Origin of the sequence: Larkinella knui, assembly GCF_003858645.1 — a bacterium.
Taxonomy (GTDB): Bacteria; Bacteroidota; Bacteroidia; order Cytophagales; family Spirosomataceae; genus Larkinella; species Larkinella knui.
In genome coordinates this window covers 244358-266528 of sequence record NZ_RQJP01000003.1, presented here as the reverse complement: position 1 = coordinate 266528, position 22171 = coordinate 244358, and the positions used below count along the sequence as shown (strand labels likewise).

Genomic DNA, 22171 nt, shown 5'->3' with positions numbered 1-22171 from the left:
TTTTATTCGTAGTAAATATAATTTGTCGACTTACATTCGAAAAGGATTTTTCCGTTTCCAACGGGATGAGTATTTTATGAGCTTCACCAGTACGAATAGCCCTAGTGATTTGCCGCAGTTTCCAGTGAGGGGGGGTGAGATGGGCCACCTTATTCGCTCGTTTGATTGGTCTGAAAACCCTCTGGGATCGGTTGAAAACTGGCCCCAGAGCCTGCGAACGACACTTAACCTGATTCTTTCGTCCTGTTCTCCTCTATTTCTGCTCTGGGGGCCGGAGCTAATTTGCTTTTACAATGACGCCTACCGCCCCAGTCTGGAAAATGCGGGGAAACATCCCGGCGCACTGGGCCGGAAATTTGAAACCGTCTGGCCCGAGAGCTGGCCCGCCATCCAGCCGCTGATCGATCAGGTCAGGACTACCGGCGAAGCCACCCGGAGTGATCAGCCGTATTTTCCTGGCCAGCCCAAGGGCGGGCAGGACGGTAGTTTCCGGACGTTTAGCTACAGCCCGGCCTACGATGACGAAGGACAGATCAATGGCGTACTGGTAACCTGCACAGAGACAATGACTTCTGGATCCGGACGAAAAAAGCTGGAGGAGAGTGAGCGTTTTTTGCGTCAGCTCACGGAAACCATGCCGGCCATTCTCTGGATTACCGAACCGGATGGGTATTGTTCGTACCTGAACAGGCAGTGGTATGAATTTACCGGCCAGTCGAACGAAGAAGCCGAAGGATTTGGCTGGCTCGATGCCACGCACCCGGATGATCAAGAAAAAACCGGAGCCTGTTTTATTGAAGCCAATGAAAGGCAGATTCCGTTTAGTGCGCTCTATCGCTTACGCCACAAAGAAGGCACGTATCGCTGGGTGGTGGATAAAGGCAGCCCCCGCTTTGATGAACAGGGAAATTACCAGGGAATGATCGGGACGGTGGTGGATGTCCATGATCAAAAGCTGGCAGAGGAAGAAAAACAGAAACTCATTGCCATTCTGGAAGCCAGTCCTGAATTCATCGGGTTGGCGGCCTCCGATACCTCGATCGAATACGCCAATCCGGCGGCTCTGGAAATGTTGGGTTGGGACACCGTTGATGGGAAAAAGATCCAGGACTATATTTTTCCCGAAGATTGGGCCATTGCCGAAAAAATCCTGCCCAGCTTGGTGAAAACCGGTCATTTTTCGCACGAAATCCGCTTTGTAAATGCCAAATCCGGAAAACCGTTCTGGCTCGAATGGAATGCCGTTACCCTGAAGGACCCGGTTTCCAATCAGATCACCGGGTTGGCAACGGTGAGCCCCAACATAACCAGTCGCAAGAATACCGAACAGTCGCTGCGGGAAAGTGAAGCACGCTTCCGGCGGCTGATTGCCGAAGCTCCGATTGCCATGGCCGTGTATTCGACCCGAAACCTGATCATTGAAACGGCTAATGATGCGATGATCACCCTATGGGGAAAAACGCCTTCCGTGATCGGAATGAAGCTGGCGGAGGCTTTGCCGGAACTGGAAGGCCAGCCTTTTATTGGTTTACTGGAGCAGGTCTTCGACACCGGAATACCGTATCAATCGGCCGAGCAGTCGGCCAATCTGGTGGTGAATGGCCAGTTACAGACCTTCTGGTTTACCTTTACCTACCAGCCACTGACCACGGACCAGGGCCAGGTTTACGCCATTCTGAATGTGGCCGTCGACGTGACCGAACGGGTTGCTGTCCGGCAGCGAATTGAAGAAAACCGGCAGCAACTGCTCGAATCATTCGAACAATCGCCGGTTGCCATTGCCATTATCGACATAATTGACCTGCGTTTCCGAATGGCCAACCCATTATACGGGCAGTTGGTTGGTCGGCAACCCGGCGAATTAATTGGCAAATCGTTTCTGGAAGTACTCCCCGAACTGCAGGGGCAGGGTTTCGATCAGTTGATAGAGGAAGTTGGTTCGACCGGTAGTCCCTACGTCGCCAGAGAAACCGAGGTGACTATCTTCCGGAACAATCAGCTTGAATCCATTTATGTTGACCTGACCATTCAGCCCCAGTACGAAACCCGACAGGGTGATGGATCTGAACCTGACAGCGCAACCCGTATTTCGGGGGTGATGGTGGTGGCTATCGATGTAACCCAGCAGGTGTTGGCCCGGCAGAAAGTGGAGGAAGCCGAAAGCACGCTTCGCGGGGCTATCGAACTGGCCGAACTGAGCACCTGGAGTATGGATATTGAAACCGGGCGATTCACCTACTCGGACCGGTTTATGAATTGGCTGGGCTTCTCGGAACACACCAAGAGCATGGACGAAGCCTATAATCCGTTACCCGACGACTACCGGCAGTCCGTGGCCGCTGCCATCAACGCCGTTGTTCAACCCGGAGCCTCCGGTAGTTACAGGAATGAGCATCCGATTGTGAACCGGCTTACGGGGCAGGTGCGGATTATCGACGCGCAGGGAAAGGTCTTTGTCGATGCCCAGGGCAAACCGGTTAAACTGGTGGGCACGGCGCAAGACATTACCGAGCAGCGGAAAATCCAGCTCGCCCTCGAACAACAGGTACAGATACGAACCGAGGAACTGGAAACCGCCAACGAAGAGTTAGCCGCAACCAACGAAGAGTTGTCTGCAACGATTGAAGAATTGGCGACCACCAATGAAGAATTGGCCGAATCCAACCAACTGCTCATCCGTTCCAATGAAAACCTGGAACAGTTCGCCTATATTGCCAGCCACGATTTGCAGGAGCCTCTACGCAAGGTCCGGCAGTTCGGTGATCTGCTTAAAAACCACTATACCGCTCAGTTGGGAGATGGGGTCAACTACCTGGACCGCATGCAGTTGGCGGCTGGTAGAATGTCGGCACTCATTAAAGATCTGCTGACTTTTTCACGAATTTCTATGCAGCAGGACACCATCGAGCCGGTTTCGCTGACCGAGGTGGTCAACACGGTTCTGACGGATCTGGACCTGGCTATTCAGGAATCCGGCGCCGTCGTGACGGTGGAACCCTTGCCCACGGTGCCCGGAGATGCCTCCCAACTCGAACAACTTTTCCAGAATCTCCTTAGTAATGCGCTCAAGTTTCGCCGGACGGACAAGGCCGGTGTTCCGGTGGCCCCACTGATTCACGTCGGTGTCCGGATGATAGCCGATACGGATTTGCCGCCTTCGGTAAAACCCGCCCGGTCGGCCGGAGCCTATTATTGCCTTTACGTTTCGGACAACGGGATTGGCTTTGACCAGAAATACGTCGACCGCATCTTTCAGGTTTTTCAACGCCTGCACGGGAAAAGCGAGTTCGCCGGAACCGGTATTGGCCTGGCGATCTGTGAAAAGGTGGCCTCCAACCACGGCGGAGCCATCTCGGCCACGAGCCAACCCGGACAGGGGGCAACGTTCAGCGTTTATCTGCCCGTGTTGTAATTTGCAAAAGCCGTAAGGCGCTGACTTTTAGGTGATTTGTTAAAAAGGATATTTTATAACACTCAGCAGTGGTTTTCCCGTTGAGTCGGTGAACGACTGGAAATACTCCGGGTCGGACAGATCGATCATATCGGGCCGCACACTCAGCATGGGGTTGTCGATTTCAAACGGTTTTTCGAGACTCAACTGCCCATTGTTGGCCAAAAGCGTTCCATTGGCGGCATTGGCCACAAAACGACTGCCATCGCCGTTGCTCGCAATCGTGAACGACCAGGTACCGTCGGGCCTGATGATGAAGGTTTCTTCGGGATCGGCATCGGGGCCATACACGGTTTGATACCGAAGGCGGGCGGGCCGGAACACCATCGGTTGGGGCGCTTCGCCATAAACGATCCGCTCGATGCGACCGGATTTGCCGTAGTTCGGCGTGCTGAAATTAGTCAGCGTTGAATCGAATTCACTCCATTTTACTTCAAAACAGGCAATCATCTGGTCGTATTCGGCCCGAGTAAAGGTTTTGGGTGACATGTAAACCGTCCAGGGCGTCTGTTCGGGGCTGGAAAGATCGAGGTCGTAGTTGCGAATTACCCAATCTGAATAGTTTTCCGGTAAAAGCGGGAAGCCGATGTTCTGATCGCTGACCAATTTTCCGTCGAAGATCAACACCGCCTGGTGGTTGCGTTCGCCGATGCTCCGTACGGTGGTATGGTCGATGAGTTGCAGCGTGTGGCCGTTATAGGTACTTATAACCAGCGGGTTGTCCTGGGGCTCGCACCCGCACAGGCCCCCCGCAACGGCGATGATGGACAGTAAGAAAGTGAGTTTCATGAATTCATTGGGTTAATGAAGGGTCCGTTGACACCCTAAAAGTACGGTCAACCATCCATCAACAGCCAGCCCCAATGAATACCTGGTAGGTTTGAGTAAATACCTGGTAAAAAGAGGCTCTATCCCGTTGAGACAGAGCCTACTGGATTAAGAACCTGCTACGGTTTCGGGTTCGGTGTTTTTCCGGATTCGCATGGGTTGCGGTTTCCAGTACGTCAACGAGCGCCAGAGCCACTCGAACGGGCCAAAACGGAAGAAATTGAGCCAGATTGGGGAAACGATGAGCTGAAAAACCCAGATGCCTGCAACCACGTAGTAAAGTTCATGGTAGGCTAGTTTTCCGTAATAACCTAACCCATATCCGTGGAAAAATAAGGTACAGATAATGCTCTGCATCAGATAGTTGGTAAAGGCCATTTGCCCTACCGCCGTGAGCGATTTCATGAGCCAGGGAACCACGCCCGAACGGTAAATCAGCAGGAGTAAACTGGCATGGCCCAACGCCAGCAAGGCCCGCCGTACATCGTACAGCTGAAAAGGGTCGACCCGGTATGTATCGATCACTTTCCCCGCATCCTGAAGCCAGTCGACAAAACTGCTTTGGAAAAAGAACCAGCTAAGGGGAAATCCCAGTCCGTAACCGATGAGCAAGGTGGTGGCGTAGGTGGAGGTAGGGAGTTTATTCGAAAAGAACCCCCAGCCCAGCAGCGCCATGCCCAGAAACATCATCGACAGCATATCCCAACTCCCGAAATAGACGCCCCACGATTCGGAGCCGCTGTTGTTCGGGATCAGGCTGGTAAAAACCGTACCGTAATCCGAGCGTCTTTCTTTGATCAGTTTGGCCTCTCTTTTGGGATCCGGTTTAAAATTTTTCTGAAATTTTTCCCAGGCGGTTTTGGCGGCCAGTTGTTTCGCCGTTGGTTTTTTGTGCGCTTTTTCGAGCTTTACGGCTTCGAGATAGCCCGCCCGGTTTTCACGCATGTTACTGTACCACAGATCATTTCTCAGGTAATTGGCCCCAATGCATACCAATGCCATAACCACTAGCCAGCCCGGTTTGAGCCGCCGGAACGGATACAACAACATACCGCACAAGCCGTAGAAATAAAGAATATCGCCCGGCCAGAGCAAAATATAAGCGTTGAAAACACCGAATAAAACCAGCCACAACAACCGCCGGTAATAATAATCGGCAACGGTCGGGCCGGATTCGGTTTCCGGTTTGTTGGTCAGGAAAAGAATCATACCGGCCCCGAAAAGCATCGAAAACAGCGCCCGCATGGTTCCCGCAAAGGCGGTATCGACCACCGCCAGCGTATAAAAGTCGGTACTGGCCGGGTTCTTGACGATGGTCATGAAACCGGACCAGACAAAGCCAAAATTTTTGATATTCATCATCAGAATGCCCAGCAGCGCCAGACCCCGGATGAGGTCGATGGCCTGGATGCGGTCGGATTTGGCAACCGGACGCGGAGGATCCCGGTCGGCTCCGTAGGCAGAGCCCGGCAAGTCAGCCGGCAAAATCGTAGCCGCATCCGAGGGCAGGAAGGAAGACGAGGTGGTTTCCATAAACATTAGTCTCTGTTTGTGAAAGAGTTATGACAGGGCCCGAGCGGTTTCGGGGCTGGTTTCGTGCCGTCGCATCGGTTGCCATTTTCCGTAACTAAGTGACTCCCAGAGCCACTCGACCGGTCCCAGGCGGTAATGGCGCAGCCAGACTACGCTGAAGACAAGTTGAAGGAGCCAGATTTCGGCAACCACCGTGTAAAGCTGATGGAACGGCAAGGCGTCGAAGTAACCAAAACCGTATCCGTAGAAAAATAAAGTGCCCATTACGGACTGGATCAGGTAGGCCGTCAGACCCATTTGACCAACCGCACCGATGGCTTGCCACAGCCAAAGCACAAGGCCCGCCCGGTAGATCACCAGCACCAAGCTGGCCCAGCCCATGGCACTGAAAGCCTGGGCAAACGGTCGAAAAACATCATGCCAGGGAAGACCGTTGGTTGCCACGTATTTCGTGAAATCCCTCAGTAGCGATTCATGCGAGAAGGCCGCCAACCCGTTCAGGGTCAGGCCGGTCAGTAGTCCGCCGATTGCCAGAATCACATACTGCCGGGTGCTGAGTTGGTTGGTGAAAAAGCCCCGTCGAAACAGGACCATTCCCAGCAAAAGCATGGAAGCCAGATCCCACAAACCCAGGCGGTAGAAATATTGAGCCTGGGTGGCCTGAATTTTTGGCAGTAGATGATTCCAGACGGTCGAATAATCGGAGCGCATGGCCTTGATGGTGGCGTCGTTCTGCTTAGGATCGAATTTTTGATCGTTTAACAGCCCTTCCCAGGCCGATTTGGCCTCTTTCTGTTCATCGGTCAGCTCCCGTTTTTTTGCCTTCGAATTCTTTTTGCCTTTCTTTTCCAGGTTTTTCTGTTTCTTTTCCAACCCTTCCACGGTTTGAAACTTCTCGTAGTTTTGCTGCTGTTCCCGAAAGTTCCAATACGTTTTTCCGCTATAAATCAGCGCGGTAATGATGGCTGCTATCAACAACGCCCGCGTCGATAAAAGCCGGAAAGGGAATAAAAATACGCCAATGATACCGTAAAAGAACAGAAGATCGCTGGTGCAGAGAAAGCCAAGGGCGTTGATGAGACCGAAGGCAATGAGCCACAACTGACGCCGGATGTATAACTCCGGTATCGCCATGCCGGCAGCGGTTTTGGGCCGGGCGAGAAACAGCAGGATTCCCGCTCCAAAAACCATCGTGAACAGGGCTGGCATGGCGTTGCCAAACAGGACCTGCACCAGCGTTGCCAGTTTGTAAGTTCCTCCGTGCGGCCCGCGAATCAGTTGCTGCACCTGCGCTTCGGTGAGTCCGAACGTTTGAATTGTGGTCACCAGAATTCCCAAGACGGCCATGCCCCGCAGAAGGTCCAGCATGGGAACCCGCTCAGACGAAGCTTCGGGCAAAAACGCGTCCGGGTGGGATGCTTGTACAGGGTTCATTATAAAGCAGTTAGGTTAAAGGAAAATCCATAGTTGGGGGCGGGCAGGTCGCCGAAATGAATGAAGTAAGATATTGATTTTGTTGCCGCCAGTCGCGAATTATTTAGGGATCGGTAGGTGGCCGGTTCTACTTACCGGAAAGAACGAACGGCAATGAGTCTCGCAAATCCACCCGGGAGGCAGGAAGGTGATGATTGAAGGATGGAATGAACCGGAATTTCGTGCACTCTGGTTATACAAAAAGCCGCCGGATGATTCATCCGGCGGCTTTTTAAAGTCAAAAAAATGGTTGCAAAACCGGTCTACATCGTCTCGGCATTGAATTGAATGTCATTCAGCGCAAACAGCGGCTTGCTACCCGCATTCGGATTGACAAACACGAAGTACAACCTGTGCTGACCTGAAACGGGCGTTTTTAAGGCAATATCGACCGGTTCCATTTTTTCGCTTTTCACCTCGCCGGTTCCCAGAAGCGTTCCGGTTGGCGAATCGAGCCGGATTTCCAGCTTGCCTCCGGCCATGTACTTCGAAGAGGCCGAACCCAGAACCGTAAGGCTCCGGATGGCGGTTAAATCGATATCGTTAAAAAAGAAATACCCCTCCGATTTGGCACCGGCCGCAATTTCATTGCCCGACGGCAATTTGAACTTCGAAACGTCTTTCCCGCCGTCGAAGGTAGCGGCTTTCATTTTGGCACTCCGGAGAGCGACGGTCGAACTGCCCGTCAGCGGACCAATCACGACACCGCCTTTGTCGGTATAGCTGGCGGAGAACAGATACGAACCGTCTTTGTCTTTGGCCTGCGCCGTGTAGACGCCTTTCAGCGGTTTTTTGTCGACCTGCTGCTTGTCGCCCAGCGACAGGACATAACTCACCATTTCTTTCGCTTCGTCCTCTTTCAACTGGGGATGGGCGCTCATCGCCTGTTCCCCCCAGACACCGCCACCGCCTTCGATCACTTTTCTGGCCAGTTTATTGACCATTTCCGCACGACGTTCTTTGGCGTATTTTTTAGCCACTTCCTGGTAAGCCGGTCCAATGGATTTTTTGTCGACGCTGTGGCAGGCTTTGCAGTCGCTGAGTTCGATGAGTCGTTTGCCGGTCGCAAAACCGACATTGGCCTGGTGGCCCTGCGCCAGCAAGGTTTTATCGAATCCTTCCAGGTAGTTGATGGTCATCGTCACATCTTCGGCGCTGATTTTTCCGGCCGACAGGCTGCCATCTTCTTTATCCGCTACTTTGACCTCATATTCGACCGGTTTGTTGTCGAAGTAAAACGTTTTGTTGCCCTTAACGGCCACCTCAACTTTGGGAACTTCGTTACCAACCCGGATTTCCAGTTTCGTAGAAGAGACATTTCCGGCCGCGTCGGTAATTTTCAGCGTAGGGTAATAGACACCCGGTTTGGCATACGTAAAGGTCGGAGCGGCCTGGGTGCTTTTCGGCAAACCCTGTCCGAACGTCCACTCGTATTTAATCGCATCGCCATCGTAATCCAGTGACCCTTTGGCGTCAAATTTAACGGCTAAGGGAGCCGCACCAACGGTTTTGCTGGCATTGGCAACCACCAGCGGTTTGCGGTTTCCGGCGTTGTAGGTGATGTGCGACAAGCGGGCGTCGTCGTTCTGCGCGAACCAGTTACTGCCGTATTCCAGGACGTAAAGCGAGCCGTCTTTGTGGAACTGCATATCGATCGGGTGGCTGAATTTCGTGTTGGGCATGAAGGTCTCCATCTTCACGAAATCGCCGTCCTTGGTCATCGTTACCGGGTGAATCCAGTCGCGAATCCAGTCATAGGCAAAAAAATTGCCGTCGTAGTGACGGGGGAATTTTACCGGGCTGTCGGCATAATCGTCGTAATAATACACCGGGCCACCCATCGCATTCCGGCCGCCTTTACCCACAATGGGGCCAAATTCGGGCGAGTCGGCATACGGATAATAAATAAACGCCTTCTGCGCCGGGGGCAATTCGCTCAACCCTTTGATGAGTTTGGAGGGGTTGACGGGTTTGGCCGGGTCGTAGGCCGGGCCGGAGGTGCTGTCGGCAAAATTGAACTGGCGGTAGGCACGGTTGTCGGCAACAAAGAGGGGCCAGCCGAAATAACCGGCTTTGCGGGCCTGATTGACCTCGTCGTGGCCCCGAGGCCCGAACCGGTCGATGTTGTTGGCGGCATCCGGACCCACTTCACCCCAGTACAGAAAACCGGTACGCTGATCGACCGAGATCCGGTACGGATTCCGGTTGCCCATGACGTAGATTTCGGGGCGCGTGTTGGGCGTTCCTTTCGGGAACAGATTGCCTTCCGGGATTTCGTACGTACCGTCATCGAGTGGCTTGATGCGCAGAATTTTTCCGCGCAAATCCATCGTGTTGCTCGAAGTGGTCAAGGCGTTGAAACTCTGGCGACCGGGCCGGTCGTCGGACGGGCTGAATCCCTTCGATTCAAATGGGTTGGTATCGTCGCCGGTCGACAGGTAGAGATTGCCCGACCGATCCCAGGCCACCGAACCGCCGGTATGGCAGCATTCGTTGTTTCGTTTTACGGGGACGCGCAGCAGAACCTGCTCGCTTTCCATTTTCAGTTCATTCGTCTCCGCGTTGAATTTAAACCGCGAAAGGTGTTGGGCCGTATCGGTTTTCCACTTTTCGACGGCTGGCGAATAATACAGATACAACCATTGATTGTCTTTGAATTTCGGGTCGATATTCATGCCCATCAAACCGTATTCCTGCTTGGTATAAACCGGCAGATTGGCCACCACTTTCGTTACTTTCGTCTTGGGGTCGTAGACCTTCAGGGCGCCTTTGCGTTCGGTGAACAGCACTTTACCGTTATCGAGTACGACGAGTTCCGTTGGTTCATCCAGTTTCTCCGCCAGCACTTCTTTGTTGAAGCGGTTTTCTTCCGGGAACGGCATCGTTTTGGCTTTTGTGTAATCCAGTTTGGGTGCAACGGCATACTGAATACCGCCCAGCAAATGCTTCAGGTAAACGGGATTGGAAAACGTTTCGTCGGGATGGCCGAAGTTGGTGTAGAACACCTTCCCGCCGTCGTATTCGTGGAACCACGACATTGGGTGGTTGTCACCCATTTTGCCTTCCTTGTACGTTTTCTCGTCGATTTTCACGAGTACCGTAACGTCGGGGTTGACATTTTTGAAGTCGTAGAACTCATCCTTGATTTTCCAGCGATCCGGAAAGCCGAACATGGAAACGTGGTTTTTGCTGACGACGTACGCTTCGCCTTCCTGCACATTTGGATTACCGGGGTGGCTCATGAAATACCCACCCACTAGTTTGCCATACCACGGCCAGTCGTATTCGGTGTCGGCAGCCGCGTGAATGCCGACGTAGCCGCCACCCGCCTGGATGTAGCGTTCGAAAGCGGCTTGTTGCATGTCATTGAGCACGTCGCCCGTAGTGCTCAGGAAGACCACGGCGTTGTAGCGTTTCAGGTTGGCTTCGGTAAATTTGGCCGCATTCTCGGTGGTATCAACGGCGAAACCGTTTTCCTTACCCAGTTTGATGATGGCCAACTGGCCGGCTGGAATCGACGTGTGCCGGAAGCCGGCGGTTTTAGAGAAAACCAATAAGCGTTTCTGGGGAGCCTGCGCCACCGACCAGAGAGCCGATAGCGTCAGACCGCCTACCAGCATCCACGACAGGAGCGCCCGAAAGCGAAACCGGGATTTGGGGTTGTAAGAATACATAGAGGTTAGTTGAATGAAAACCGTATTGTCCTGAAAACCACCTTATGAAAATTCGGGTTTCAAATAGACTTTTACAAAGCTTCAAAAGTACGAAAAAAAACGGTCCGTGACCCAAGCCTGTGCCGTATCTTTGCAGGATATCAATTCGAATTTTTGGATGGAATTTACAGACCTGTTAACCCATATTGTGGCCGACGATTCGCTGCACGCCCGCTGGCTGAATACCCTGTCGATGATGGAAAATACCGGTGCCCGCAAGATTTCGGCGGCTGAACCCAAAACCACCGTTGATTTGCTGATGCTCAAGCACGCGGCTGAGGAAGCCCGGCATGCGTATTATCTGAAAAAACAGATTCAGAAAGTGGCCGAAACCGATTGCCCGACTTACGAACCGGCTTATCTGCTGGCTCCGAACGACAGCCACGCCTACCTGAACCGGCTCGATGTGCAGGTGTGCCGGTATTTGAAGGATACGCTGGGATTGGCCGGAGCGGAACTAAAATACGCGGCCTATCTGCTGGTGACGTATGCCATCGAGGTGCGGGCCGACGAGCTCTATCCGGTTTATCAGGATGTGTTGACCGAAGCCGGGAGCAAGGTAAACGTCCGGTCGATTATTGTGGAAGAGGAGGGGCACCTGGCCGAGATGTTGCGGCAGATAGAAACGTTTTTCGGCGACTGGCAAGCCCACGCCGGGCGGGCGGTTTCAATCGAAACCGGGTTGTATACGGCCTGGCTGAAGAGCCTGATGGCGACGGAAAAAATCAATGCAGGAAAGGAAAACTAATTTTTGTACCTTTGCGTTACAATTTGTACACGTTTCTGGGGACGACCGGAATTGACAGCTTGTTGTTGCTGCGTGTAAGCATGCCGGGAGTTGAGGGCATTTCCTGTATAACAAACCTTCACACAATAACTGGCGAATATAACTACGCCATGGCTGCTTAATCCGGAGGATTAAACAATAGCCATTGTCTCCCCGGCCTACGTGCTGCTGGCTGGATCAGGGGGCATCGACTCGCAGCGCTGGCTCGGTTTATGGTGTTAACGGCCGAGTAAGACACAAGCACCTACGGATGAGGTCTGGCGTGATGCGGGCCTGGCTGATTCCCGACAATCCCAATCGCATCTAAGCATGTAGAAAGCACGACGGTTTCCTTGTCTGGACCAGGGTTCGACTCCCTGCGTCTCCACTTCTCAAAGCCCTGTAAATACTTGATTTACAGGGCTTATTCTTGCCATATCCGCAAAAATGGCAAAGAAAAGTGAAGATTTTAATGTCCGAACCACCCCAAAACACCGCCAAATTCTTAGGTACGGTGTCGCCGGGAACGTATACGCCCCAATAATAGAGTCCATTTGGAATGAGCACAAACTTTGAGTCTCGTGGAAAATGTACCGCCCGCCGACGCCCTAAGGCGCAAAACAAAGGGTTGGCCCGGGTAGGTATTCAGGGGTCGATGTAAATAAAGCGACGGTCTTACCAATCGGCACTTGTCATCCTTCAATAAGGACGAGTTCTTCGGAAACGAGTATCCCACCTTGTGTCATGTCGAGGAAGTTCGAATGGTCGGGCTCAACTTTGGTCTGAAAGTTTTCAGAAAAGAACAACGCCTTCAGGTCATCCAGGCTGTCAAACCAAGTTTCCACAACCGCATCGTAACTCGGCTCGCCAAACCCAGGGGCGGGTATGGGATAAGAGACGACGAATCGACGCATGTACTGTGCTTCGGGAATGGCTAGTAGCAGCGGCACATGCACATCCCGGCGATAGTCTTCAAACGCCTGCTGGCTCATGCCGGCCCGGCGCTTCAGGGTAAAAAGCAGTTTTATCATGGCAAAAGTGGAGACCCGCACAAAGCGGATGCTGGTGAATAAACAGGGTTAAACCGCTGCACTGGGAGTAGCGCAAAGCCCCTCTTCAGGAAAACCTTCTGCCACCATGCGGCCCGTTTAACGATTGCAAAGGTCGGTCGATGACGTTGCCGCTGTTTACCGAATTCACAGGGATACTTACCAAATTCAAAGACGCCGAAAAGCAGATGGCGCGAGTCCGGTTTGCTTTTTAAAGAAGTAATTGAAATGCGCAGGCTCGTCAAACCCCAGACTGTAGCCTACTTCGGCGATGTTCCAGTCCGTGTGCCGCAGCAGGGCTTTGGCTTCACTGCTCAAGCGGGCAGCAATGTGGTCGGTGGTGGTTTTGCCGGTCGTGGCCCGCACACAGTGGTTGAGGTGGTTGGGGTGCACGGCCAGCTGCTGGGCAAAATCGCGGGCCGAGCGTAAGGCAAACCGCTGGGTGGGGGACTCAATGGGAAACTGCCGTTCGAGCAACTCTAAAAACAAGGCCGTTAGGCGCACTTTGGCATCGGGAGGCTGGTAACTGGAATCGGCTGGCCGCAGTTTGAGGGTGTAGTGCAGCAACTCAGTGGCATAGGTACGCAGCAGGTCGTATTTGAACAGGTAGTCGGAGACGAGTTCGGTCAGCATTTTCTCGAACAAGGCACTCACCTCTACCGCTTGGGGACCCGTGAGGGGGTAGACAAGGACGCTCCCGGGCCAGAAGAAAGGTTGTTCGGTGAGGTTTGTCATCCCGCGTTCCTGAAAGAAGTCTTTGCGAAGAATGCAAAAAAAGCCGGTTATTTCCTCGGAGAGCAGTTGTCGGGTGTACGGTATTTGCGGATTAAACAACAGTAATGCGGGGCCAGTTGCCTCTACTCGTTGGTCGGCGTAGTGATACACACTGTGACCGTGGTGTAGCAGCGCGATTTTATAAAAATCGCGACGGCTGAACTGCACAGGCTCGGAGCCGAGGATCAGCGACTCTTCCAGGCGAAAGACGTTGACCTGCCCCAGGTCTGTTGGCCGGGTATCCGGGGTGTTTTGGAAGTGGTGCTGATAAAATTCGGGCAGACCCTCGGGCTTTGACATGGAGCAAACTTACCAAATTCACCTTTCCCGGTAAAGTTACTTTCTTTGAAGATGGGCAAAGTCTATTAACTGAGCTTAAAGGGGTCTTCCTGACGTGTTCCTTTCATTTGTGTTATTGGACCTGGATATGCCCAGGGTAAACGGATACGAGCATTTGCTGAAATCAGTAGATTAGTAAGCCTTGAGCTGAGGAGCAGTCAGTTCAGGTTGATCCCCTTCATTAATTAGTTGAATGAGCGACGAAACTCGAGGGGCGAAACGGCGGTCTTGGTTCGAAATAATTTACTGAACGAGGCCAACTGTTCAAAGCCCAACCGATAAGCGATTTCGCTGAGTGTCAGCGAGGTAGTGGAAAGCAACTCTTTGGCCTTCTCGATCAGTTTGAGATGGATGTGCTGCTGGGTGTTCAAACCGGTCAAGGCGCGTAATAAACTCGATAAATAATGGGGCGAAACGTGGAGCTGGTGGGCCAAGTGGCTCACGCTAGGCAGTCCTTGAGTAGCCAGAGCCTCATCCGCAAAATGCGCATCCAGTAACCCATTGAGCCGATCATGAAGTTGATGACTGACGGGTCGCCGAGTGATAAACTGGCGCTGGTAAAACCGCTCACTGTAAGCTAATAATGTGCTCACCTGAGCGACAATGATTTCCTGGCTAAAGGCGTCAATAGACCGGTGGGTTTCCTGCTGGATGGCCAGGATAAGATTGGTTAAAACCGCTCGTTCACTTTCCGAGATAAACAGCGCTTCATGGACCGCATAGCTAAAGAACTCATAGTGGGTTATTTTCTTAGCGAGAGGGGTGTCCCATAGAAAATCTGGGTGGACCAGCAAGAGCCAGCCGACCTGTTGCCATGAGTGGTCAGGAAGCCGGGCCAGGCTAATCACCTGACCCGGCGCTGAGAAGCCCATCATGCCGCTGTCAAAGTCAAAGGGCTGCTGGCCATAGTGTAGCTGACCGCCTAAGATCGACTTAAGAGCGATGGCATAGAAGTCAAAAACAAAGCGAAGGGGCTCACCAGCCAGGGGCTGGGTACTGCCCGTTACATCAATCAGACTTAGGCAAGGGTGTTGGGGCGGGGGCAACTGGCGGGCCGCATGAAACTGGCTGATGGTCTTAAAGCGAAGCGGGGGCTGGAACATAGGACAAACAAGCTAGGGTATCTCCACAACGATTTTGCCCACCGTTCGTTTACTTTCTATGGCTTGGTGGGCTTGCGCAATTTGGTCAAACGAATAGACGGTTGAGACATGGGCCTTGAGTGCTCCCGTGGCTAGCAGGTTAGCGAGCGATTGCATATCTTCAGTGCTGGACTGACCAATCAGCAAGGTTAGCTGTATGCCCTGTTGTTGGGCTTTGTCAACAAGCTCCTCGGACAGAGGGGGAATGATGGTGACCAGCGTACCCCCCGGTTTGAGGATAGCCAGGGAGCGCTCGCGAATCTCGCCCCCCAGCGTATCCAGCACCAGGTCTACCTCCTGAAGCACTTGCTCAAACACGTCCTGGGTGTAGTCAATGACCTGATCCGCGCCCAGCGAACGCACGAAATCATGGTTTTTAGCCGAAGCGGTCGTTGCCACGTAAGCGCCGAAGTGCTTGGCTAGTTGGATGGCAAAGTGCCCCACACCCCCGGCTCCGGCCTGAATCAACACCCGGTCGCCGGGCTTAATGTGGCCTATTTTGACCAGCGCTTGCCAGGCCGTGATGGCCGCGACAGGCACGCCCGCTGCTTCGGTGTAGCTTACGGAAGCGGGCTTATAAACACTCACCGCAGCACTCACCGTCACGTACTCGGCGTATGCTCGGCCGTTACTAAGTGCGAAAACGGCATCTCCCAACTCAAACCCACTGACCTCAGGCCCAATGCCGGCCACTTCGCCAGCGACATCCCAGCCCAGAATAGCGGGTCGTTGGGTACCTAGAAAGGCGGTAAGCGTTTGTTCATCGCTGCGGACCACAAAGTCCATTGGGTTAATGCCAAAGGCTTTTACTTTCACCAGGAGTTCACCGGCCTCCGGTACAGGCATTTCAACGGCTTGGTAGGTCAGTTGGTCTACCCCGCCGGCTTGGTTCAAAACAATTGCTTGCATAGTAGCTGTAATTTAGAGGAGCAAAAGTAGGCTTGGGCGAACGAAGCGAGTTAGTCAAATCGGACTTTGGTTTAGTAAAAACGGATGGTCAACTTTTTTTTAAAAGGATGGTATGTCAACAACTGCCTGGTTGGGTTGCCAGTCAGGTGGACCGGGTAGTGGGTCAGGGTGGCTAGGGCTACAGGAATTCGTTGAGGTTCATTTCCACATTCAGCTCCATGCGCCAGCCATAGTGCGAATCGACCCACAGCAGGCTGACGGCTTCGAGCCGGATGCTGTTGAGATCGCACAGAATGGTTTTACTGCGCTTATCCAGCCGCAGCTTTTTCAGCAGCGCCAGCATGATCCGGAACGACTGGCCGTAGGCGGCCACCTGGGCGTCGTTGTCGTCGAGCGGAGCCTGCACCAGCACCGACAGGCCGGTTTTGTAGACGGCCATGTGGTTGGCGGCAAAGTTATCGCCGGGCAGGATGATGGGCTGTTCGAGCCAGGCCATCGGATAGTCGAAGTTGGGAAAGGAGCGGGCATAGTCCATGCCTTTTTCGACCCCGCCGTAGAGGAAAAATTTCAGATCGGGCTGGGCAATGGCCCACTGCCGGAAGTAGTCCACGTAGGAAAGAAAATCGCCGGAAAGCATCGGGTGTCAGCTAGTTTCCGGCGAAACTGGGGTATTTGGGGGCGATGCGACAGGACAGAATTAAACGAGTAATTGCAAAAAAGTCATCCAATCTTTTTTACATTGGATCATTAATTAACATAATTGCTGATTATAGAACTCTTAACATGACAATAAATGAGTTAGAGCAAATGGAAGGAAAGCTGCTGCTTCATGTCAACAATACTCAAGGTTCGATAGAAGAAAAAACAGATCAACTAGAGGCAGGGAGCATATTTGATGCCTACAAACAAGTGCACAGTCACTATGCTGATCTTGCCCAAGAGGACAGCGAAGCGCTGATACGAGGCTAATGGTACGCCTTCTTCCCTGAGCGGTATTAATGACCTTGATCCACAAGTAGAGAAGCGAATTATAGATATCCTAAACAATCAGATTGGTCAGAACGAAATTGATTAAGTTATTATGCAGACTGGGAGTGTGTGTTTGACCGCTTTAGGGACTGTGCAAACCTTAACCAATTGCTGAAAAACAGATTAGATTATGATTCTATCATTCAGCAACTCAAACAAAGTAATCTAGCTAATAGAGGTCAAATGGGAGTCTATTGGCAGTCAGTTATTCCTCTTGATTAACATAACCTTTACTTATGCAACAAGCGATTACAGTTATATGAGACTCTTGATGAAATCTCTGCTTTTAGCTTTATTTTGTTTACAATCAGTTTTTGGGCAAGAGCAATCAGACAGTTTATTTGTCTTCGTTGGTCAGAAAATCAAGGTTGATAAATTCGAACCCAAGGTGGTTAAAGGTCAAATACCGTTTAATGAAGCGTTTAAGGCTAAATATAAAGTAGTTCAGCAGGTATACGGCAGCTATCAAAAAAACACAATTGACTTTGAAGCATACGACCACATGGGTACGCCTGCGTTTTCAAAGTTTGACAATGTGCTGTTATTTGTATCTAATCACAATGAAAAGTGGTTTCACGAAAAGTATCAATATTTCGATGTTTATAAAACTAAAGAAGGTAAATGGGCTAGTTGTGGAGATCCGTACAAATTTGACGATTACCATCGTAAATCATTGAAAGCAGTAAAGCTTGAATTTGCTGAACCCGTCTCCTTTGATGTAAGCTATTTAAACGTTGAACATATCAAGAAGTGGTATCCTGAACCTTACTTTACCATTAGAAACAACCGAGCATATTGCCTGATGGGTGCTTACGTTGATGAGTTATTTCAAGTAAAGAAAGAAGGGGTATTGAAAGCGAGAGGCATTTTTAAATGAGGTATGAATTTGCATAAAATGAATTAGTCAAGACTTAATCTGACAGTTTACAAGTTTACTAACTTTAAACCAACGATTAAGCCAATGACAACACAAGAGAAGATCATCAAGAACAAGTTGGGCATTCTCAACTTGGCCGATCAACTTCAAAATGTCTCGAAAGCCTGCCGCATTATGGGCTATTCGCGGGATAGTTTCTACCGCTTTAAAGAACTTTACAACCAAGGCGGTGAGATGGCACTTCAAGAAATGAGCCGTCGCAAGCCATGCCCGAAAAATCGCGTCGAAGAATCCATTGAGCAGGCTGTTCTGAAGATGGCTATTGAACAACCCGCTTTGGGTCAACTCCGGGTATCGAACGAGTTGAAAAAATAAGCCATCGTGATTTCACCTGGTGGAGTCCGCAGCATCTGGTTATGGCATGATTTAGAAACATTCTCTAAGCGGTTGAAAGCCTTGGCTTCTACCAGCGCCCGGTATTTCAGCATTTCCAGCGTCACAAACGACAAACCGTCCTGCTCGATGTCTTTGAACCGTGCGAAGGCTTCCACCTGCTCGTCGGTTTTCTGCTGTTCGGTGATGGGCACAAACAGGCAGTGGCTGAAGAAAATCGGGTTTTCCGGAATGTAGTTGGAGGTCAGTACCAGAGCGCTGTAAATGTCGATGGTGTCGGTGCCGTCGCGGCTGTTTTCTTCGGCCCGGATGTAGGTATGGATTATTAGTTAGTATGTTGTTGTACAAACCGAAAGGTTCGTATATTTATGAGTCGATGGCAAGTGTAAAAGACAATTGTAACAACCTATAAAACAATGCACGACATACTATTTGACTTTATATCAAAATACATTTCTCTGACAGAAGATGAGAAGAATGCAATACTTTCTTTAGACCTGTTTCGCACAGTAAAGAAAGGGACGACTTTACTAAAAGAAGGACAGAAATCAAAAGACAGTTATTTTGTTTTAAAAGGTTGTATTCGGATTTATTACCTAATAGACGGAGAAGAAAAAACAACAAGTTTCTATACAGAAATGGACGCCTTAACACCTCATTGTGTTATCAATAAAGCTCCTTCTAAATATTTCATCAGTTGTGTTGAAGACAGTATTCTTACCGTTTCAAATTCTGATATGGAACTAGAAATAAACAGTAAATTTCCCAAGTTTGAATTAATGTGTAGAATCTTGTCGGAAGAATTGTTAGCCAAACAACAAATCAATTTTGACGATTTTAAGACTTCTTCACCCGAACAAAGATACCTGAACTTACTGCAAAATAGACCGGATCTTATTCAACGTGTGCCACAACACCAACTAGCGAGCTATTTAGGGATCAAACCTCAATCTTTAAGCAGACTACGAGCAAGAATTTTGGAAAAAAAGTAAAGAGCAACTTCATTTCTTAACTTAAGTGAACGAGTGAGGGCATCTCGCCAATCTACTTTTGCAGTATCGTTTCACATAAGAAGAAAGAAATGCAAAAGAAAATTTTATGGATTGGACTTGCCTTAGTGTTGGCAAGCCGTTTACAGGTGAGGGCACAATATGCAAAACAAGAAAGTACTTACAAAAGGTGGTTCGTTGGGAGTACATTCTTGATGTTAGGAAATTTTTCCAAAGTAAATAACCCTGAATTTATACAATTAAATTTTGGATATAGGATAACACCTAAGAATGTTGTTTCCTTTGAATTTAAAAGATCCATTTATTCCTGGCCAATAGGTATCCCTTGGGGACCATCATTTGATGCAATGGGACTAAACTATCCTGGACATGCACGCATACTTGCACCTACAGTAGCATACCAGCGTTTTTGGTGGAAAGGAGTCTATACATCCGTTCATGCATTGAATGCTTTTGAAAAATATAGGGATGAGGATAATAAAAAGATTGGAAATGGATACACGTTATATTTGACCTTCCGTTTGGGTTACCAGCTTAAATTTTTCAAAAACCGGTTCTTTTTTGAACCCTCTATTGGTCTAACTTATTGGCCTGTAAGAACTAACACACCAGAATCTTTTAAATTAGTAGAAAATAAATGGCCTAACTACTTTCCTTTTGAACCCGGGCTTCATTTTGGGTTTAACTTTTAGTATCCTAATCGGGAAATTAACCGGATACCTTTCAACATACTAAAACTCCCAGCAGTAGCTTCCCCTCCTCAAGAATAGATTTTTTATTGAACCTTCCATCTCGGGTACTTTAGTTCCCGTGTGCACCAACATGCCGGAAAATTTAAAGTACAAGACAACATGTGGAAAAGTGCTTTATCGGTGAGCCGGTCCTGCATTTCAGATTTTAGTTTTAATCCATGTATAACAATAACTAATTACTACAATGAAAAAGATCGGCTTTTATTCCATGTTGTTATTACTCACGGCATTTCTTAGTTCATGTGGCATTGGCACAGCCCTTGTTACCAACCATAATCAAAACGCCACTGAGGTTCACTTAAGTGGGAATAACTTCAAGGTAATTGATCAGGTAAGCGGAAGTTCGGAGGTGTCTTATGTATTGGCAATTGGCGGTATGAAAAAAAGGCAATTGTACGAAAATGCGTATTCATCGATGCTGAAGAAAGCCAACTTACTGAATGGTTCCAAAGCTATAATTAACGTGATGACAGAGGAACACGTCAGTGGTTTTGCTCCTTTCTTTGTCAGAAGAACGATAACTGTGAGTGCCCAGGTAGTTGAATTTACGAGGTAAGTTCAAAGAAGTGGGCTGTGTATTATTTTAGGGATAACTTCATTTCTTAACTTAAGTGAACGAGTGATGGTAGCTCGCCAATCTACTTTTGCAGTATCGTTTAACTATCCATTAATAAAGAAATGCAAAAGAAAGTTTTATTCATTGGTTTTGTCTTACTAATGACAAGTACGCTCCAACTGAAAGCACAATATGCTAAAACAGACAGCACTTACAAAAAGTGGTTCGTTGGTAGTACTATGTTTTTATTGGGTAATTTAGATAAGGTAAACCCACCCGGCTTCGCTCAACTTAATTTAGGCTATCGCATTACAGGAAAAGATGTAATTTCTCTCGAACTAATAACGTGGAAACATGCCTGGCCACTTGGTATTAATCCTTTTTATAACAAGGTATACGGAACACCTGAAGAGAAATTTCCTGGTTACATAAGAGAACATGGTTTTGGCCTTGCTTATCAAAGGTATTTTTGGAAAGGTCTTTACGCAGCAGTACACGTAGCGCCTATGTGGCAAACATATAAGAATGAAAATGGTAATAAGGTTGGTGATGGTTTTATTATATTCAACACGTATCGAGTTGGCTATCACATTAAACTCTTTAAGGACCGGTTTTTTATAGAGCCATCACTTGGTGTTGCCGGCCGTCCTTATTTCACTGAAATGCCTGATGGTTTTAAAGAAAAAGATGACAAGTGGCCCAAATGGACGCCTGAGCCAGGGCTGCATTTCGGATTTAATTTTTAAAACTACAATGATTAAATGAAGGCAGTTATTTGCACCAAATACGGAATGCCTGAAGTTTTGCAAATTCAGGAAGTTTAAAAACCCATTCCAAAAAATAATCAACTATTAATCAAAATAGTCCCTGTATCTTCACTTCACAAAACCCTGTAAATACTTGACTTACAGGGTTTATTTTTGCTATAGCCGTAAAAATGGCAAAGTGAAGTCCGAATCAATTCGGGGACAAACCACCGGTTTGTCCCCGAAAAGCGGTTTAAAATGAAATCGGCACCGCTACCAACACCGTATCCCAACCCAAATACATGGTGGCGGTTTTTGCATCTTTTTTGGCAAACTGAATCGAAAAATTCTCAAGAACCGTATCCGATTTTTGCACAGGTACCGACACCCGGGCCACATCCAGGGCTTCGTTGTAGCTGTAGGCGCCCCACTGGTCTACGTCGGAACTGAGAATTATCGTCCATTCCGTTTCGTTCGGTATGGTCAGCAGCGCATAGCTGCCTGCCTTTATTTTTTTGCCGCCAAAGGTCACATCCTGGTAAAACTTGATCTCCGGAGCTTCATTCGCACCTGCCCGCCAGACCTTTCCGTAGGGGGCCAATTTGGTTCCGAAAATTTCGCGCCCGTTTTTTGCCGGACGACTATAGACAATCCGCACCATTGCCTTGTCAGTGCCGATTTTGGCGGGGGCAAATTTACGGTCGTGGGCGTAATCGTCCGGGTAATAGGCCATGTCCATGGGCGATTTGTCGAGACCCCGAAACGTTTGGGCATTTGCTCCGGTCAGTGCCAGGAAAAGCAGTCCGAAAAAGAGAACGGTTTTTTTCATTG

18 protein-coding genes, 1 other RNA gene and 1 pseudogene are annotated in these 22171 nt (G+C 49.8%); 10 read left to right on the top strand and 10 right to left on the bottom strand.

Features of this window, described 5'->3' with window-relative positions:
• Nucleotides 1-76: 76 nt before the first annotated feature.
• A complete protein-coding gene (locus EHT87_RS15085; RefSeq protein ID WP_124907482.1) occupies nucleotides 77-3412 on the top strand; it encodes a PAS domain-containing sensor histidine kinase in 3336 nt (1111 codons plus the stop codon).
• Between the two features lie 39 nt (nucleotides 3413-3451).
• Here EHT87_RS15085 and EHT87_RS15080 read toward each other — a convergent pair whose 3' ends face one another.
• The 4 genes from EHT87_RS15080 to EHT87_RS15065 all read right to left on the bottom strand — a co-directional run bounded on the left by EHT87_RS15080 (nucleotide 3452) and on the right by EHT87_RS15065 (nucleotide 10905).
• Nucleotides 3452-4240, bottom strand: a complete 789-nt coding sequence (locus tag EHT87_RS15080) for a hypothetical protein (RefSeq protein WP_124907481.1) — start codon at nucleotides 4238-4240, stop codon at nucleotides 3452-3454.
• Between the two features lie 147 nt (nucleotides 4241-4387).
• Nucleotides 4388-5812, bottom strand: coding sequence for a DUF418 domain-containing protein (locus tag EHT87_RS15075; protein ID WP_124907480.1), 1425 nt, complete (start codon nucleotides 5810-5812; stop codon nucleotides 4388-4390).
• 27 nt (nucleotides 5813-5839) lie between these two features.
• On the bottom strand, nucleotides 5840-7246 hold the full coding sequence (locus EHT87_RS15070) for a DUF418 domain-containing protein (RefSeq protein ID WP_124907479.1): 1407 nt from the start codon (nucleotides 7244-7246) through the stop codon (nucleotides 5840-5842).
• Between the two features lie 302 nt (nucleotides 7247-7548).
• Nucleotides 7549-10905, bottom strand: coding sequence for a ThuA domain-containing protein (locus EHT87_RS15065; RefSeq protein WP_229321168.1), 3357 nt, complete (start codon nucleotides 10903-10905; stop codon nucleotides 7549-7551).
• Between the two features lie 211 nt (nucleotides 10906-11116).
• On the opposite strand from EHT87_RS15065, the gene EHT87_RS15060 reads away from it, so the two are divergent.
• Both EHT87_RS15060 and ssrA read left to right on the top strand, forming a co-directional pair.
• A complete protein-coding gene (locus tag EHT87_RS15060; protein ID WP_124907477.1) occupies nucleotides 11117-11746 on the top strand; it encodes a hypothetical protein in 630 nt (209 codons plus the stop codon).
• 37 nt (nucleotides 11747-11783) lie between these two features.
• Nucleotides 11784-12155: a transfer-messenger RNA gene (gene ssrA / locus EHT87_RS15055) on the top strand.
• Between the two features lie 301 nt (nucleotides 12156-12456).
• Here the strand turns inward: ssrA and EHT87_RS15050 are convergent.
• The 5 genes from EHT87_RS15050 to EHT87_RS15030 all read right to left on the bottom strand — a co-directional run bounded on the left by EHT87_RS15050 (nucleotide 12457) and on the right by EHT87_RS15030 (nucleotide 16614).
• On the bottom strand, nucleotides 12457-12795 hold the full coding sequence (locus EHT87_RS15050; RefSeq protein WP_124907476.1) for an EthD domain-containing protein: 339 nt from the start codon (nucleotides 12793-12795) through the stop codon (nucleotides 12457-12459).
• 186 nt (nucleotides 12796-12981) lie between these two features.
• Entirely contained in the window at nucleotides 12982-13887 is a 906-nt protein-coding gene (locus EHT87_RS15045) for a helix-turn-helix domain-containing protein (protein ID WP_124907475.1), read from the bottom strand.
• A 224-nt stretch (nucleotides 13888-14111) separates the two neighbouring features.
• Nucleotides 14112-15029 carry a helix-turn-helix domain-containing protein gene (locus tag EHT87_RS15040; protein ID WP_124907474.1) on the bottom strand — a complete coding sequence of 306 codons (918 nt, stop codon included), beginning with the start codon at nucleotides 15027-15029 and terminating at the stop codon, nucleotides 14112-14114.
• A gap of 12 nt (nucleotides 15030-15041) precedes the next feature.
• On the bottom strand, nucleotides 15042-15914 hold the full coding sequence (locus tag EHT87_RS15035) for an NADP-dependent oxidoreductase (protein ID WP_185716235.1): 873 nt from the start codon (nucleotides 15912-15914) through the stop codon (nucleotides 15042-15044).
• 241 nt (nucleotides 15915-16155) lie between these two features.
• Nucleotides 16156-16614 (bottom strand): hypothetical protein, encoded by a 459-nt coding sequence (locus EHT87_RS15030; RefSeq protein ID WP_124907472.1) that lies wholly within the window; start codon nucleotides 16612-16614, stop codon nucleotides 16156-16158.
• Nucleotides 16615-16658: 44 nt separating this feature from the next.
• On the opposite strand from EHT87_RS15030, the gene EHT87_RS15025 reads away from it, so the two are divergent.
• The 7 genes and pseudogenes from EHT87_RS15025 (at nucleotide 16659) to EHT87_RS14995 (ending at nucleotide 21340) form a co-directional block, all read left to right on the top strand.
• The gene (locus EHT87_RS15025) at nucleotides 16659-16946 is read left to right on the top strand and encodes a hypothetical protein (RefSeq protein ID WP_124907471.1); all 288 of its coding nucleotides are present in this window, start codon (nucleotides 16659-16661) and stop codon (nucleotides 16944-16946) included.
• 331 nt (nucleotides 16947-17277) lie between these two features.
• Nucleotides 17278-17883: a hypothetical protein gene (locus EHT87_RS15020; RefSeq protein ID WP_229321115.1), complete on the top strand. Its 606-nt coding sequence runs from the start codon at nucleotides 17278-17280 to the stop codon at nucleotides 17881-17883.
• Between the two features lie 84 nt (nucleotides 17884-17967).
• Nucleotides 17968-18360 (top strand): annotated as a pseudogene (locus tag EHT87_RS15015) (helix-turn-helix domain-containing protein); the annotation flags it as partial.
• Between the two features lie 332 nt (nucleotides 18361-18692).
• On the top strand, nucleotides 18693-19268 hold the full coding sequence (locus EHT87_RS15010) for a Crp/Fnr family transcriptional regulator (RefSeq protein ID WP_124907469.1): 576 nt from the start codon (nucleotides 18693-18695) through the stop codon (nucleotides 19266-19268).
• A gap of 89 nt (nucleotides 19269-19357) precedes the next feature.
• Nucleotides 19358-19978: a hypothetical protein gene (locus EHT87_RS15005; RefSeq protein WP_124907468.1), complete on the top strand. Its 621-nt coding sequence runs from the start codon at nucleotides 19358-19360 to the stop codon at nucleotides 19976-19978.
• Nucleotides 19979-20222: 244 nt separating this feature from the next.
• Nucleotides 20223-20594 (top strand): DUF6567 family protein, encoded by a 372-nt coding sequence (locus EHT87_RS15000; RefSeq protein WP_124907467.1) that lies wholly within the window; start codon nucleotides 20223-20225, stop codon nucleotides 20592-20594.
• Nucleotides 20595-20716: 122 nt separating this feature from the next.
• Nucleotides 20717-21340: a hypothetical protein gene (locus tag EHT87_RS14995; RefSeq protein ID WP_124907466.1), complete on the top strand. Its 624-nt coding sequence runs from the start codon at nucleotides 20717-20719 to the stop codon at nucleotides 21338-21340.
• 253 nt (nucleotides 21341-21593) lie between these two features.
• Here EHT87_RS14995 and EHT87_RS14990 read toward each other — a convergent pair whose 3' ends face one another.
• Nucleotides 21594-22169: a DUF2911 domain-containing protein gene (locus EHT87_RS14990; protein ID WP_124907465.1), complete on the bottom strand. Its 576-nt coding sequence runs from the start codon at nucleotides 22167-22169 to the stop codon at nucleotides 21594-21596.
• Between the last annotated feature and the right edge of the window lie 2 nt (nucleotides 22170-22171).